This window comes from Pseudomonas fluorescens (assembly GCF_019212185.1).
In the GTDB taxonomy this organism is placed as follows: domain Bacteria; phylum Pseudomonadota; class Gammaproteobacteria; order Pseudomonadales; family Pseudomonadaceae; genus Aquipseudomonas.
On the sequence record NZ_CP078138.1, the window covers coordinates 1,003,614 to 1,019,423 of the forward strand.

Annotated in this window: 12 protein-coding genes, 1 other RNA gene and 1 pseudogene; 2 read left to right on the forward strand and 12 right to left on the reverse strand. The window is 53.6% G+C overall.

All coding sequences use genetic code 11. The features are described from left to right. Positions 1 to 327: 327 nt before the first annotated feature. The 9 genes and pseudogenes from KW062_RS04245 to KW062_RS04285 form a co-directional block, all read right to left on the reverse strand. Positions 328 to 489 (reverse strand): annotated as a pseudogene (locus tag KW062_RS04245) (transposase domain-containing protein); the annotation flags it as partial. A 54-nt stretch (positions 490 to 543) separates the two neighbouring features. Next, positions 544 to 1,377 (reverse strand): DUF4238 domain-containing protein, encoded by an 834-nt coding sequence (locus KW062_RS04250; protein WP_105754895.1) that lies wholly within the window; start codon positions 1,375 to 1,377, stop codon positions 544 to 546. A gap of 246 nt (positions 1,378 to 1,623) precedes the next feature. Next, positions 1,624 to 4,008, reverse strand: coding sequence for a type I restriction enzyme HsdR N-terminal domain-containing protein (locus KW062_RS04255; RefSeq protein ID WP_105754851.1), 2,385 nt, complete (start codon positions 4,006 to 4,008; stop codon positions 1,624 to 1,626). A 312-nt stretch (positions 4,009 to 4,320) separates the two neighbouring features. Then, positions 4,321 to 4,539, reverse strand: coding sequence for a hypothetical protein (locus KW062_RS04260; RefSeq protein ID WP_158261845.1), 219 nt, complete (start codon positions 4,537 to 4,539; stop codon positions 4,321 to 4,323). A gap of 79 nt (positions 4,540 to 4,618) precedes the next feature. Then, positions 4,619 to 4,894: a hypothetical protein gene (locus tag KW062_RS04265; protein ID WP_105754850.1), complete on the reverse strand. Its 276-nt coding sequence runs from the start codon at positions 4,892 to 4,894 to the stop codon at positions 4,619 to 4,621. Then, positions 4,891 to 5,871 carry an integrase domain-containing protein gene (locus KW062_RS04270; RefSeq protein WP_105754893.1) on the reverse strand — a complete coding sequence of 327 codons (981 nt, stop codon included), beginning with the start codon at positions 5,869 to 5,871 and terminating at the stop codon, positions 4,891 to 4,893. Before KW062_RS04270 ends, KW062_RS04265 begins: the two co-directional genes overlap by 4 nt. Next, positions 5,849 to 6,208, reverse strand: a complete 360-nt coding sequence (locus tag KW062_RS04275) for a hypothetical protein (RefSeq protein WP_105754849.1) — start codon at positions 6,206 to 6,208, stop codon at positions 5,849 to 5,851. Before KW062_RS04275 ends, KW062_RS04270 begins: the two co-directional genes overlap by 23 nt. Further along, entirely contained in the window at positions 6,192 to 7,592 is a 1,401-nt protein-coding gene (locus KW062_RS04280) for a YfjI family protein (protein ID WP_105754848.1), read from the reverse strand. The genes KW062_RS04275 and KW062_RS04280 overlap by 17 nt, the downstream gene beginning before the upstream one ends. A gap of 1,052 nt (positions 7,593 to 8,644) precedes the next feature. Beyond that, positions 8,645 to 9,289, reverse strand: coding sequence for a PDDEXK-like family protein (locus tag KW062_RS04285; RefSeq protein ID WP_105754846.1), 645 nt, complete (start codon positions 9,287 to 9,289; stop codon positions 8,645 to 8,647). Positions 9,290 to 9,788: 499 nt separating this feature from the next. Between KW062_RS04285 and KW062_RS04290 the strand changes: the two genes are divergently transcribed. Both KW062_RS04290 and KW062_RS04295 read left to right on the forward strand, forming a co-directional pair. Next, on the forward strand, positions 9,789 to 11,984 hold the full coding sequence (locus KW062_RS04290) for an AAA family ATPase (protein ID WP_105754845.1): 2,196 nt from the start codon (positions 9,789 to 9,791) through the stop codon (positions 11,982 to 11,984). After that, positions 11,977 to 12,777, forward strand: coding sequence for an HNH endonuclease (locus tag KW062_RS04295; RefSeq protein ID WP_105754844.1), 801 nt, complete (start codon positions 11,977 to 11,979; stop codon positions 12,775 to 12,777). Before KW062_RS04290 ends, KW062_RS04295 begins: the two co-directional genes overlap by 8 nt. Before the next feature lie 764 nt (positions 12,778 to 13,541). Here KW062_RS04295 and KW062_RS04300 read toward each other — a convergent pair. The 3 genes from KW062_RS04300 to KW062_RS04310 form a co-directional block, all read right to left on the reverse strand. Further along, positions 13,542 to 14,798: an integrase domain-containing protein gene (locus KW062_RS04300; RefSeq protein ID WP_105754843.1), complete on the reverse strand. Its 1,257-nt coding sequence runs from the start codon at positions 14,796 to 14,798 to the stop codon at positions 13,542 to 13,544. A gap of 187 nt (positions 14,799 to 14,985) precedes the next feature. Further along, positions 14,986 to 15,383: a transfer-messenger RNA gene (gene ssrA, locus KW062_RS04305) on the reverse strand. Between the two features lie 97 nt (positions 15,384 to 15,480). Beyond that, on the reverse strand, positions 15,481 to 15,771 hold the full coding sequence (locus tag KW062_RS04310) for a hypothetical protein (protein ID WP_327192024.1): 291 nt from the start codon (positions 15,769 to 15,771) through the stop codon (positions 15,481 to 15,483). Between the last annotated feature and the right edge of the window lie 39 nt (positions 15,772 to 15,810).

Consider the following 15,810-nt stretch of genomic DNA (forward strand, 5'->3'; position numbering starts at 1 on the left):
CGCCACTTTTCGTTTACCGATTCGGGCATCAGTTGCGTAACGCAGAAAATCGTTGTGGGCGGACGATTGAACCAAAGTTGCCACGAAGTTCGGCTTTGGCACGGGCGGCGGCTATTTCAAGCATCTGACGGTCAGCCGCATAGACAGCGTCCACCTGACGGTCACGTGAGCTGCTTTTAGGGTCTTCATCTCCACTACCCATAAGGGTGGAAATTAAGCTTGGTTTTGAGATTAGCACGCTCAGCCGGGGCATTTGCAGCTGAAGAGCTTTGATCGCAAGGCTTTACCCGACGAGAGTAAGCATACGGCCAACTCACCTTGCGTAAGTCAGGCCGGCACCCACTGATGCGGCAGCAGTTGCTCGATCTCACTTGCTCGCTGCTTCGGCAGCCGCGATAGCACATCTTTGAGAGAGGCATACGGGTCGTGCCCATTCATGCGTGCCGACTGGATCAAACTCATGATCGCCGCCGCCCGTTTGCCGCGCCTCGTGACTACGGCACGATAAGCTGTCCTTCGTCTGAATCGTAAAATGGCCTACGATCAAACAAGATGGGTACTGCTCTTTCTTTTTGCTTTCAATTCTTCGAGCTGCGTTTTGGAACCTGAAATAACAACTTCTACTGCTTTTTTCTCAATTAGTTCATTAATAGCGTCAATATTGATTTTTTCTATATCTTTGTCCGAGCCAAGTAGTAGAAGCTCTTTTGAAAACGGAAAACAAAATGATTGAAAAGAAAAAAGTTTTTCAAGATTGTCGTATATGACAGGTCTGTCAGAAGAGAAAAACATTCTGCTTTGAGGGGCTACATATAATTTGAAATTAAGCGCGATTTTGGATAGATCAAACGATAATAGTGGCAATAATAAAAACTGAATCACTTTTATTGAGTCATCTTTTTGGGCACGCTTACTCATGAATTTAATGAATTTTCGGTCGAAGCCAAGCAGCTCTTTGATCTCGGTTTCCGAGCGATCATAAAGCTCTAAGAGCCTAGTAGAGTACTCCATAGCAAGGTTTTTTTTACAGGGTGTTCGCCAAAATTGGATTGCAATGATGAGTTTTGCAATTCTGAAAAAATTATCATCTTGGCTAAGTGTGACTGCAAAGTTAGAGCTATTTATATTGTTTTTTAGTAGGTCTATGTATTTTGAAAATTGTCCCTCGATCTGGGAGTAAAAAGTTTCAATAGCTAGTGTTTTCTCTTTTCCTAGCGTTATTGTATGCAAATTATCTTTGTACAAGATTTGCGCTGGGCTCCACTCTTTTAGCCCACCAAAGGTTTTTTTGTAAGCATAGAGGTTTCCTTCGTCGGAGCAAAATCCTTTCTGATAGAACTCTGGAACAAAGTGATGCCGCTTGGGTGGGTTTGTCATGAAGGGGCTCTGAATTCGATTGTATTTAATGTTATAACTGTTCGCGCACTTTGCTATTTCGGAGGTTTGCATAAATAGCCGTGCCGTTTTTATTTGGGGTTCTGAAAAACATGTAGGTAATTGGCTTTCCGATCTAGATGATGGGTGGGAGGCGACCAAGCGCCTCCATCTATTGTTTTCGTTGGAGGTTTATCCAGAGGGCGAGCGGATGGCTCCGTTTCAGTGTGGTTCGGGCGCTTAGCCAAATCAGGACTTGTCGGGAAGCGCTTCCTCCTTCGGTATCGAGGTGTTAATCATCCTGTTCCACCATTCACCGAGGATCTGATCCATACGGAATGCAACGTCACTAATTTGCGAGTCTGTAGAAGTTTTTACGATTGACGCCACTGTCTTCAAGCGCCAGGCGAGGAAGACCAGCTCTTCATCTAACGCATACCCTACAAGCTGCTCGAACTCTTTCGGACGCCATGATGCATGGGAGTACATCGCTTGCATTATGGGCTCGACAATTCCGCTTGACGGACATAATAGCGAGCCAATGCCGGGAACCTCATGGGAGTGTAGGCCAGGAAACTCAGCGAAGTTGCTTGGCGACGGCCTGTAGATAAGATCTTCATGGTTGCCGAGTTTGGCAAAAATTTTCATGTTCACTGACGCGCCATCGTCACCAAAGTCCGCGGGAAATGCGGAAAGATGGCTCAGAACAAGCCATGGTTGCATATCCCCAGGGATTCGTTCATTCATACCCTCTCCGAAATGAAGGCGAATACCCTTTTTATCCTTGGCCAACAGTTCGATCACTGCGCCTTCTCTCAGCCAAGACTCTTCTGGTAGGTACTCAGTGAGAGCTTCAAATATCAAGGCGAGACGTTGGTCATTGTCGATACGGATTATCGCGGCAGCAGCGCAGAGGTCACCATAGGGCACAATATGCGAATGCTGAAGAATCCGATTGAGTACTACCAAAATCATTTCATCATCTGCGCTACGCAACGCAGTTGTCCAGTGTAAAGACACGTGATGTGCCAAGAGTTCTGGAAAGCGCAGCACCAGTCTAGGGCCCAGTGTTCGCGTATCGGACCAATGAATCATGCCTTGCTTGGAAAGTCGCTCAATTCGTTGCTCCCCAAGGGCTCGCTCCAAAATATCGGGATCGACTGAGGGCACGCCATAGGTTTCCACCATACGATTCTTGTCTGAACCGTTCTCTTCAACATCAGTCAGGAATGCGGATGCCAGCCGCGACAAGTCATGCTTCAGTTTTGCATCGGCACCAAAAAGCATGCTTGCTCTTTCCAGCATCTTTACGCCAGGTATCGGGGGGAGAGCGTTGCTGGTTATGTACTCATCTCCAGACTCTGTTTTACGTATCTGGCGGGGGGCATTTGGCGGAACCTGCGAGGCCACGATTCGCAGATGACGAGGACTGCGCAAGTCGGGAACAAGCTCAGCGCCGGGTAGAAAGACCGCATTGGATGAGTTAAACAGGAGTTTGCAAGCGATTTCGAATTCACCTGCCGATAACTCTGTTAGCACCACTTCTTCGGCCAAACGACCTAGAGTGGTTTCTTCGGCTCGCCCAGGCAGCATGCGTAGGGACTCAAAGCTCCAGCTATCCATGCCAAATACTAGATGTAGCGAATTGGCTTCTGCCAGTTGAAGCAATTCCTCAAGCCCGCTGGAGGGGGCACTATCAATTAGCAGCGTCAATCCAGATAGAGACTGGCCAGTGATAAGCCATTGCCTCACGTCGTCTCTGGAAATTCCTATGGATAACTCGCGGCTAAGGCGGCCGGCGATAAACTGCAGAATATCTCCGGCGTTTCTACTATCGATGTAGATGCAGCCAGCAAATGTGAGCGCCTCCACCATTTGAGCCATGGCGCAAGTCACCCCCGAAAGTGGAGGCCCATGCAGAACGACAACCTTTGCTCCCTTGTTGAGCATACCGTTGACTACACCAACAGCTTCGCGCGGAATCTGAAAATTCTCAGCAATTGCACGACGGAAATCACCCAACGCTCCTTTGCGTCTACTGATTTCTTCCAGATTCCATTTGTTTATTATTTCTTTCCATACTGCCGGTTCGCTTCCCAGCAAGCCTCGAATAGCGCTGTCTACTGAACTGGCTGCCAAAGCAGATGCAGCGGAAAGGATCTTGTTAAGACCATCTGAATCAGTGCGATCATGTGACAGCAACGATCCGTCATAAGTCAGGACCAGCCGAGTGCTCTCCTGGTCTCCATTTGTCACCAACACCAACGGAACCATCGGTTGATGTAGGCGAGCGTAGGAAAGCCCTTGAGCTACGTCCTCGTCGGTGATCGGTACATTGGGAGCTTTCAGCTCAGCCAATAACAGCGGCTTGTCATCTCGGAAGACAACTACATCAGATCTCCCTTTAAGGCCTTTTTTCTGTTCACTGAGACCATTCACTGTGACTTCATGATGCCCCAGCTTCAGGTGTAGGTATCGCTCCGCACGAATATCTGATGGCAGTAAAGGCAACGCCTCGCGAAGACGGGTGATAATAGATGCTTGGAAATCTGCTTCATTAATCGCCGGTTTTGGGGGGCGCTGCTTCGAGGAGTCTGTCTTTTTCCCTGCCATATCGTCCTTCACAAACTGCATTGAGTTGGCCGAAGCTCAGTCGGGGCCCGGTCGATTGTCCTGCTCTGTTAGTAGCATACCTGTAGACAGAGCGGCTGGAACTGGCCTAGACCAGATTGATTGACAGTCGGCCAGTCACTATGGATTCTCAGTCTGCTTCTGATCCGATTCTGTTGAATAAGTCGGGCATGGTTTGCGCGTCGGAAAAGTACGCGTCCGAGATTGAAATATTTACTTTTGGCAGAGGCTTCCAGGCGCGGATTTCACGTAGCAGCGTGCAAAAAAGGCGTTTTCACCCGTCAATGGTCAGGCAGTTTGTGCAGACCGACTTTTTCAACAGAATCGATCCGAAAGCAACCTTTCAAGCTGGCTGCCATTCATCCAAGCGATCAACAGAATTAGCACCCTGAGGCCAATCTCAAAAGCACTCAATTGCTGGCGCGAAAATTGAGCACCTTGGACACCTCGTAGCTTACGACGCGTGCCTTGATGCCCGTCCTTCTCTACTGGCCGTTTTTTGCCATTGCGGCGGTGTGCTTCGAGCAGGTTCATTCAGCAAGAGAATGTCCACGCTGAGATAGATGAAGGTGGACAAGCGAGCCTGGAGGGTTGCCTATCCATGATTCGAGCGTTAGATCAGCATTTCTCCGTCATTCCCTAATCGCTTCCAGATCAGTAGAGCGGTGAGTCGATAGTAATATTGGGTGGCGTCGGAATGGTCTTTCAGGTGCTGATTGAGAAACCAGCGCACATGCTTGAGCTGCCAGGTCCAAGGATTATCTCGCTGCCATCGCTGTTGAATGGCCGCTTGCATGACTCGTGCTTGGCGTAGGTGACGTTGCTGCGTGGCCTTCGATCCGGTCAGTACGCCACTCAGGAACAGCGCCATATTGAAGGGTTTGGTCATGCTCTGCCTCCAATGTAGGCCGACACTACATCAATCCGGTTATGCCCGAGCTCAAGGCTGATTTGTTGGCGTGCCTGTTGATCAAGGTCGCGGTCAATGCGATAGCAGTGGCCGCCATTGATCGGTGCGGCGTGGCCAGTGAGCTGTTCGTAACGCTCGCAGGCGTAGGCTGCGCGCAGTTCATGAAAACCCTTCAGCCCGTGTTCATGTAGCGTTTCGCGGGCGGGAAGCACTGTCCGTTGCAGGAGCGCGGCGTAGCTTTCGTCTTGGGCCAGCAAGTTGCGGCTGCCGGGCGGCGATGCCTGACGAGCCAACTGCAGCGTCGCTTTCACTGCTTTATTAGCCTCGATCCATCGCGGCGCTGATGCCCCTGAACGGCCGCCTTTGGTGCCGTCCTGGATGTTGATGCGGCCTAAGTGTTCGGCTTCGCGTTGCAGTCGTGGCAGGTCAGCCAGGATCGCTTCGCGCAGGCGCATACCGGTTGTTCGGGCCAAAAGGACAATCGCTGCCAACCGCTCGTGTTGCTGTTCGACAAGCGCCTCAATCACTCGCCGCACCTGTTGGTGGTCTTGGCCATCTGGCGCGCGGGTGCGTACGGTCGAACGCTTCTGTCCCAACGCCTGACTCGGGCTGGCGATCCTCACGTCCTGATCACCGCGCAGCGCCGCGAGGGTGCGGTTGACGCTGCTCAGGCGGTTCTGCGCGGTAGCGATGCAGAGTTCACCTTGCTGGATCTGCTGGCGCAGATACGCGGCATAGTCTTGCAGCGTCTGTCGATCGATCTGACGCGCATCGTTGTAACCGGGGCCGTCTTCTGACCGACACCAACGCACGAACGCTTGCCAGCGATCGCTATGCGCTTTAACCGTGGCGAAGTGGCCACCGGCAAACAAATCCTTGAGAGCTTGCGGGCCGGCGTAGCTCAGCTGGCGGCCATAGCCAAAGTTGCGACCATCACGCCGACCGACCAGAGCCATCGTCATCACCGTGTTCGTTTGTTTGCAGAAAGAGCAGCAGGGCTTTCCAGTGAGGGCTGAGCCGGTCCACCTGCTGCCAGTGTGTCGGGCGGATCAGGAGGGCGTTCTCCTGATGTTGCAGTAGTGCTCCTTCCTCACGCAGTTGCTCGATCAGCAGGGCGAGGTGGGCAGGCTCCAGGTGTGGTGTGGCGACAGCGGCGACAGTGGCGACAACCTGCGTCGTTTCTGGCCTGGCACGTGGCGACAGGGTGGCTACAGTGGCGGCGACACGCCGCGATGCTGGTTGCGATTGATGTTGCGCCTGATAGCGGCGCACCGCGTCATTGAGGCGAAACATGGTGGACCTCGAAAGTTTTTCCATCACGGCTGCTCAGCCAGCGATGAGTGATCAGCACGACCAATAAAGAGGCGGTATGGCTCGCGCTCTTGCGGGCAAAACGAGGACCGTTGCGATTGACGTCGCGGATGGTGAAGTGGGTCCAGTCTTTCTGCACCAACCAGCGCAGCAGTCGATCCGCCTCTTCGCGTCGGTTATTGACCGGCTCCTGTTCGGTCAAGCGCTGGATCTCGGCCAGGTAGTAATCCATCAGCGTGGAGGCGCGCTGGATGTGTGCCTCCTCCAACGAACTGGCCTCTTCCACCATGGCCAGCACGCCCGCGATACGCAGTACATTCGCCGCCGCTTTGCCCGCGACAGGCTGGATGCCGGCCAGTTCGCCGAACTCCCCAGACTGACATTCGATGGTGTCGTGAATATCAATCCAGGCCCAACGGGCACGGGCAGTCAGCTCCAGGGTGGTGGGATTGAGTGAGCCATCCCTGTGAAGCGACCAGGGCTGTTGCAGCAGGGCGGTGATCCGCTTTTGGTAATGCTGGACTTTGGCATCCCGGCTCAGGTCGATCGCCTTGTAAAGCCGCTGGCCGACCAGGCGCTCGGGCCAACTAATCAGGCAACGACCGAGGATGCCTTGGCCATTGATCACCGGGTCTTTGAACAGCTGGTTGGCCAGGTAGGGCTGCAGCATCAGGTGCAGGCTGAGGCGGCGATCATAGGCACGTAAGCTTTCCCCTGCCATGGAGCGCGCCCGGTCGATCGGGCTGCCATCCCAGAGTGTCGACAAGGTGGTGATCGCCTTGAGCAGGTTCTCTTTACTCATGGTGCTGCTGCCCAGAAACTGGCCCCCTTCATCATTGAACAAGCCCATGCTGGGCAAGCCATGGCACAGGCTTTTGACCAGGGCCTCGATGGTGGGCTCGGCAATGATCAGTCTTGGCGGTACCGGTTCGGATAACTCACCGCCTTCCTCCTCCGCGCGTTTCTTTGAGGTTTTGGGTTTGGCCATGATGCTGGTAGTGGCGCGATAGGCTTTGAGCTTTTCCGCATACAGGGTCCACTGCTGTCGTTCCCAGTCGCGCGCCGCTTTCAATGCCAGTTGATCCACCGCGCTTTTGCGATCACCCGAGGACGCCACCGTCAGGAGGTAGAGGGACAGCGGATAAGTTCGACCGTCGAGTCGGACATTGGCATGACCCTGGCTCACCAAGGCAGTGGTAGCCAGCACCGATTGCGCTGCCATGGCGCAGGGCACGCCGATCACTTCGGCCAGTCGTTGGACCGTAGGGCCCAACAGTTCTCCCAGTGCTTCGACGGGGTAGGGCAGTGGCACCTGCTGGTATTCCAGCAATGGTTGTGGTGGCTCGAACGCTTCGCACAGTTGCATCGCTATTCTCCTCAGATTATCGACTTCGTCCTCACTCATCCCGCCACGGTTGTTGAGTGTTATCAGGGATCAAGGCCCCTGCGACCTGTGAGGGTTGTCCTCTCACGCGGGACTGACGGCTCCTTACGACCGGGAGCTTGGGCATCTCATGATCTGGCTTCCTGAACACTTCCGAAGAAGTGGGCGGGTGGAGGCTGCACTGGCTGACGAGACCGGCCGCGAGATCCTGAGTCAGGTGAAGGCAGTGAGGCGATGACTGGGGCATGCCTGACTGTCAGTCAGGTGCAGTCCATTCCTTGGGTTGCGGCACCATCATCGGCATCGCTGTGGCGAGTGAGCATTCGGTGTTTGTCACGCCGATTGTCACGAGGGGGAAAGCCGCAAAGGCCCGTGTGAGCAGGGCTGCAGCAGTGTTAGGAGCGCCCGTCTCTTTAGGGGGCAAAGAGACGGGCAACAGGTTGGCGCAAGGAAATGGCCAAGCGGATAGGTTGCTGCAGGGCAGCTATAAAGGGGTATGAGTTGCCGCAGTGGCACTCTGGTAGAAGTAGGCATCCATCACATCACTGTGAGCGTGCGAGCCGCCGGACGCTAATCGCACTTGGGGAGAACCACCACGATGTGGCGTAGCCTCAAAGGTTCTGGCTACCTGGGTGCTGTCGAGGACAGCGCTGGTACAGTTCTGGTTTAGCGCTCGTTCTGCTCGCGGTCAACCGTATTTTGGGGGTGGCTGTTGCGCCAATCGGTAGCGCTGGAAGACCTAGGAGGCCGGTGGCTTTCCATGGCCGGGGTAGTCGTTCATCGGGATTTAATATGAGCCTGCGTAATTGCATGGACTTGGCCACCCATTTACATCGTCACTGACCATTCAATTGCATTCGACCTGACCAGCACACGCCGTAGTGACGACTGGCGGAGAACGGCCGATTGTGTTGAAAAAATCGGCCATGGTTTTTAAGGCAGAAAAGTACGCGTCGGAGATTGAAATCCTGAATGTCCGCAGAGCCTTTCAGGCTGAGATTTCACGAAGAAGCGTGCTGAAGAGGCGCTTTTACCTACCCATCCTGCGGCATCCTGAGAAACCCGACTTTTTCAACAGAATCGACCAAAAGCAGACCTTCACGTTTTACTCTGGTACGAGAATGCGCCCGCTGACCCAATTGTTTTTTCTCGCACCGCTCAAGCCAGTCGAGGATGTGCTCCCGGTACGACAGTCGACGGTAGCTCGCGTCGCAATGACTGGTTGCGTGCGCCTCCGTGCCTTTCTTTGTCAGGTACCACAACTGCCAATTCTTGCCTGAGGCCTTGCCAATATCGTCATAACGCTTCAGTTGTTGGTTGCCGTCGAGGGCGTCGATCTTGTTTTCAATAAGGATGAGGTGATCCCTCAGGTGAATCACCACATCAACACGACCATACCCCGCGAACGTCTGCTCCTTTTGCACCCTAGCCTCGCTGAGGCTGCATTCATGCGCAAACCCCATTGTCGACAAGAACAGTTCGAGGAAGTGCACGCCTTGACCGTGACGGCCCTCGGGGCTTAATAGTTCTGCGATCATCGCCGAATGAGTGTTGACCTCGGCCCGCTCGATTCGGGTGATGCTGAAGAGGTTGAACAGCTCACCGCTTGCTGCGAGCTTGGTCTTCGCCTCCCTCACCAGGCCGCCGGCCTGATCCAACAACAACTGTACTTTCTCCATGCTCACTTACACTCCGTTGTGCTGATGGATGGCGTAGCTGGGGGCAAGCATGTCACTCCAGGGTGGTCAATGACTAGACGCCACTAGAGGTCCTGTGCCAAGTCTGGCTGACGAGGTCTTTTCCAAAGCTGTGACCAACTGAAAACCGGCCTTCTGATACAGCTTGCGGGCCTCGCGAAGCACGTCGTTTGACCAAACGCGCCGCAGTGACGACCGACAGAGATCGGCCAAAAGCAGGCGATTGATAAAGGGCTCCTTCAAGCCAGAGGCGGCCTGAAAGATGTGGTTAGAAACCCGCAAGCTAACTAGGACTCGCAACTATATTTGGTCGCACGAGCATCATCGACCAAGCCAACGCTCTTGCTTCTGTCTCGGGATTCAGTGAGGAATGATTTTCATTGAGTTTGTGCGAACAAAGCTTTCCAATAGCAACGAGATGGCTAGTTGCCAGACATCGCTAAGGACTGCCCTTTGACTGACCAGGAACCAAAGACCCGCCATGTACCATGACGATCGCGAAATAACTGCCGAGAAGCAGATCGAAACGCTTGAAGCACAGGTGATGAAACTTACGGATATTCCGGATGAAGCGCGGCTCATGCTAATGCTGATTCTCATCGCAAGATTCGCAAAAAATTCCTATAAGTTGCAGGAGTTGTCCGATAAGTTGTTGCTTGAGAACCCTGTCCTTGCTTCGATCACCGGCAACACATTCGACCAGCTTCTGTTTGAAAGCCAGCGCATCGTCGGATTTAGTGATGACGCCAACTACTTGCTCACCCATTTAGCTGCGAAATCGATTTCATCCGAATTGGGCATCGACTATCGTCACCCCAAACTAGTCGCTGCATTCGTCGGGACAGTGCAATCGACATTATCGACCCCTCTATTCGAGGCCATGCCAAACACCGGGGAGCTTTCGCTTGGGCTTCTCGGTGCCTATTCAAAAGATTCTTTTCTGATGTTTGGCGGCATTCCAGAGCGCCAGCGTGATCTAATCAGCATCCGTCTGGAAGCGATCGACGTTAGAGCTAACTTTACGTCCATTAACTACCGTCAAATTCCTCAATCAACTGTGCTGTTGGACGCGCCCTACACTAATTTCTCGCTTGCGATTGAGGAGGTGCTGAAAAACCACGTGCAAGGTCGATTGGTGCTCATTCAAAACTGGGCCCGCGCAGAAACCGGTGAGATCTGGCAAAAGTTGATGGCAATGATCAAACACCGCGGTGTAGAGACAATCATCAATTTTAGTAGTTTGCCCACAACTTCAGACCAGTGCACGGCAATCATTATCAATACCAGCCCCGTCCATCGCGAAACCCTGTACATCGATGTTTCCATGTCAAACAAATCGTTGCCTCCACTGGATGGTATCGAGCGCATGCTTCTGGCCGGGTGTATCTATAACCTGTGGCAAGGACGTCTTGCCCACAGTAATACCGATTATCTTTCCGACAACGTTTCGCGCTTTCTCAACAGTTATTTCAGCGAAGGTTTCAGGCCGATCTCAGGACTGTGCAACACCGTAGACAAACGGCCTAAGACTATCTCGAAAACGCGTTTGGTCAGCCGCGCATTTCTTAAGGCGGCGCCAGGCGAATCCTCTCGGCCAACGCAGACTAATAACAGCAGCATGATTCGAGAGACGCTGAAGCGGCGCGGAGATCGTTGCTGTGTTTATGTCATTGGCAACAATGGCGAAGGCAAAAGCTTCTTGCTCAGAGATATCGTGTATCAGCTAGAAGAGGCCCAAAAACGTAGCATTGGTCTTCCAATGTCTCACGCTGACCGCTTCCCAATTACGGACAAGTCAATCAATCGCTTCTTCGAGTACAAAGGTGCGCGTAAGACCCAGATCGTGAAAGAAGTAGGAATGATTTCGTCCCAGCCGCGCAAAATTGGTTTGCTGAGCGAATGCCTGGAGTTGATCGGATTCGGTGTGCAAATTTACCTAACCTTGAAATCGGAACTGAGTCATGACCGTTTCGGCGAGCCGAGGAAAAATACGCTCGACCTGGGTAACGAAGGCGATATGCGGTATCTCAACAGGGATAAAGCCTCGATCAGCAAATATGAAGTCAACTTCATCCGCAAAGGGCACCGTACTGTCCTTTTCGATAATCTCAGTTCCGGGGAGCAAAGCATCCTTAGCTTGCTGATCAAAATCATCGCCTCGGACGCCGAACACGCGACCTTTTTGATCGATGAGCCGGAAATCAGCCTGCACGTCAGTTGGCAGCAAACGCTCCCACGGATCCTCAGCCTCCTGAGCAGTCGCCTGAATGCATCCTTCGTAGTCGCTACTCACTCGCCAATCCTAATCGCCAACGCTGCGGACGACGATGTCTGCTACGTGTCGAGGATAGGCAGATTGGCTGAAATCCCCATCGCTGAACGCCATTCAGTGGAAACACTGCTGATGGACGGTTTTGAGACCTATACCCCACATAACCGGGAGGTGCACGAGCGTTGCGCGAAGCTGGTAGCGTATCTTATCTCGGCTTCCAACAAATCCGATTCAGTTGGACAGGCTAACGAGGCAATCGCAAAACTCGAAACATTCAAAGCAACCATCGAGAAAAACAGATTTGATGTAAACAACAAGCGCAAAGCCAGCGATCTTGATCTCGTCGAAAAGACCATCGGAGCGATCTCGATGCTACGTGATGAAAGCAGGCCGCGTAATGGCTGAACTTACCCAGGAAGCCATGGCATCCGTGCTCGTGCGGTATAAAAACGAGTGCCATGAGCGCAAAGCACATCGCGAAAACACGTTGTTGCATTTTGCGGCCCAGAATGCTCGGGCAATTGATGAGTTCAAACGGCGCCAAAGAAGATTACCTGCCTCCAACACAGATCTGTGGGCTGAGTTAACCAGGTACGAGAAGGATAAAAAATCAGGCGTGACAGGCCCGCTGATCCGCAAAGCCCTGCGCGCATTCCTTGAGAAAGAACAGAACAGTCTGTGCTGCTATTGCCAACGTCCACTGGTCAATATCGCCCATGCTAAACCTATCGAGCACATTCTCCCGCGCGTAGATTTTGTCCAATACACCTTCCACTTTTGGAACCTGGCGGTTGCCTGTTTCGACTGCAACCAGATCAAGCTTGACGATGTCTGGGTCAATGACGATAAACGTGACTTGGAGACCTACCCGGCCCCGGCTACATTCACCGAGATGTACCATCCCAGGTTCCACACGTTCGCCGAGCATGTACGGTTCATTCGGGTACAGACCAATGAGCAAATTATATCGATCTACGTTGGCATCACGGTCCAAGGTCAGCAGTTGTGTCTTAAGCTGCTCAAGGATCTCTCGGCCCGCGAGATAGTGCTCAATAGCAATCCGGAACTCAAAGCGGCGCTGGAAGTAATAAACATCCACGCGTCCACGAATGAGGGCTCACTGCCCCCGGAACTGGAGGCCTTCCACAAGGCGCTAGCGGAATCAACGTCGCAGTTGATTAAAACCAGCACCAGATAGCGCGGTTTTTTATGAATCGCAAAGGGTTTGTTGCCTCGTTGGGAGTGATATCTGGTTTTGTAGTCAATCCGGAAGTCCAGTTGGAGGGAGCTCGCTAACCACGAGACATGCCCCATCAAAAGGGGCTCACTCAGCCCCTTTTTTATCACGCGTTTGCCAACATCTGAATCGCTCCTGATTTCGTAGACGTCAAATGGCCGCTTTTGACCGAGGCTGTGTAAAAACGTTTTCGATCGGTAGGCCTAAGCGGAATCACTCGAAAAATCGTGTTCCTTCGCAAATTTCAGGTCTGCGGAGCGGAGCCGCCGATCGTCAGTAGATTTGCATAGGAACGCATGCATCAACACCGGCAGCGCGTTTTTTCACAACCTCGGCCGGTTGCAGTCCTTCAGTGCTTGGCTGACGCACTCGCGCTGAGTGGCACCCGCTGACACCCATCAACTGCAAGCGGCTGGTCAGCGCGAATGCAAATGACTGGTCAAGTCGGATGCAAACGACTGGTCAATGGCAATGCAATTAGGTGGTCAAGTGAGATGCAATTACGCAGAGCCCATGCGAGTGGGAATGCGGAGCCTTCCCGCTCGCGTGGGCTTGGCCGAGAAAGCCCAAAGAGCGAGGCTTGCAGCGGCGACAGTCGCCACTTCTGTCGCCATGCTGCAGACCAGGTATTACGCGGGTTGTCGCCGGTGTCGCCGCTGTCGCCAAATCATCCATCACTCCATCTGGGGAGTCATTTTCGGTTACCGGCGGCGTCCGGTGAACGCTCACCGTATCGGCACGACGTTGTGGTCCCTGGTTTGATTGATCGCAGATGCCGACAGGTTTCCAGTGGCCGCTTTTTGGATGTGCTCACTCCACCAAGCCATCATCGGACGCCGGCGTTCGATGTAGTCAGCTCGGTTGTAAGCGCTTCGGACTTCGTCCTTGTCGACATGCGCCAGTGCGACTTCGATCAGCTCCGGATCCCACCCATGCTCGTTCAGGATGGTGCTGGCCATGGAGCGCATGCCGTGGCTGACCAAGCGGTCCTGGAAGCCCATGCGTTTCAACGCCATGTTGGCGGTCTGGCTGTTGGCGTGGGTGCGCGGATTTCTATCTGCCGGGAACACGTATTCCCTGTGGCCGCTGAGGGGCTTGAGCGCCTCCAGTAACGCGAGTGCCTGTTCGGTCAGCGGGATGGTGTGCGGACGACGCTTTTTCATGCGCTCCGGCGGGATGGTCCAGATGCGTTTGTCAAAGTCGATGTCTACCCATCGGGTGGTAGCCGCCTCGGCAGGACGGGTCATCGTGTGCAGTTGCCATTCGATCAGGCAGCGAGTGATCCGCTTGATGCTGGCATTCGCGATTTCCAGAATGAGCTCCGGAAGCTCATCAGGTGCAAGCGCAGCCATATTCTCTTTCTTCGGCTTCTTGAATACCGCCCGGATACCGCTGAGGGGATTCGCGAAGATCATTCCTGAGTTGACCCCGTAGGTCATGATCTCGTTGAGCCGTTGGCTCAGCCGTTTCACTGTTTCCAGGCTGCCTTTGGCTTCGATTGGACGAAGGAGCTTGACCACCATCGGTGCGCTGACTTCCGAGATCGGTGTCGATTTCATGCTCGGAAAAACGTGCAGTGTGAGTGAGCGCCAGATGTCTTCAGCATACGCCGGCGTGACCGAGTCCTTCTTCAGCTCGAACCAGGCGGTGGCCACATTCTCGAACGTGTGTTCTGTCTCCGCTCGTTTGGCTTGCACCAGCTCGTTGCGTTGAGCTTTGGGGTCGATGCCTTGCGCCAACAGCTCTCTGGCCTCAACCGCTTTCTTCCGGGCTTGCGCCAGAGAAACCTCGGGATAGGAGCCGAGCGCCATGTTGATTCGATTCTTGGTAACGGGATGCCGGTAGTTGAAGTTCCACTGCATCGAGCGATTGACTCGGACGCGGAGCTGAAGCCCGTCACCATCGGTGAGGACGTAGTCCTTGTCTTTGGGTTTGACAGCCTTGAGCTGACGGTCCGAGAGGCGGGCGGTTTGAGCGCGCATGAGGAGTACTCCATGTCACCTTTTGGTATTCCCAAGATTAGCGCTGGGTAGCCGGGAATACCAATGGGAATACCAATGTGGCTGGAACTCAAAAACCCTCTGCGGAGCCCAGTAGCGCTTAACCCTTTGATTTCACTGGATTTCAGGCACAAAAAAAGACGTCCGTGGACGTCTTTAGATGATTAAGTGGTGGAGCCGGGGGGATTTGAACCCCCGTCCGCCAGTACTCCGCTGTCGGTACTACATGCGTAGCCGTGTCTATTAAGTTAACCCTCAGCGACCCGACGGGCAGGGTGCTTTGGGCGAGTTGTGTAAGTTTTAGCCGCTTCGTCCACAACGTACTGCACGGCGATTCTGTTCTATATGACAATCACTTTGGGTTTACAGACATCCCCTGGTGATTGCTGGACCCGAAGGTACCAGAAGCTCAGGATCTAAGGCTGCTTACGCAGCGATAGCGAATTCCTGGCCGTAGTTTTCGTCATTGGCAACTATAAGAAGTTGCAACAGTGGATTTACGAGTTCTGTTACCAACTCGGCATGCACCTAAAGTTTCGCAACCAGCGTCGAATCCAAAACGGCCCCGAGCCTGCTGCTCTGCGAAACATTTTGAGCAGCAAGCCTGCGTAGTGTACGCCAACGCGGGGGATAAGGCCAACCCGAAGGTTGGCCTGCGCATGCATCAGCCTTTGCTAGGTTCGCGGAGCTGGATTTTTTCCAGCATGCCGGTGGAGATGGCGATGCAGTCCTTGTCGTTGCCGGCAGCCTGGGCTGCTTTGGCTTTGTCCAATGCAGCTTTGACGTTGTCGAGGGAGTTTTCACCGACAGCCATCCCGGCGTCGACGGTATTCTGGAGTTTCTGGATGTTGGTGGCGCACAGATCTTCCGCAGCAAACACCGGTGAGGCCAACAGTGCCGCGGTGATGAACATTCCAGCCAATGCAGAGTGCTTCATGGGTATCTCCTTGTGCATGAGGGCTCGGTGCGGCCGGTCGATGGGGCTGCTGGCCGA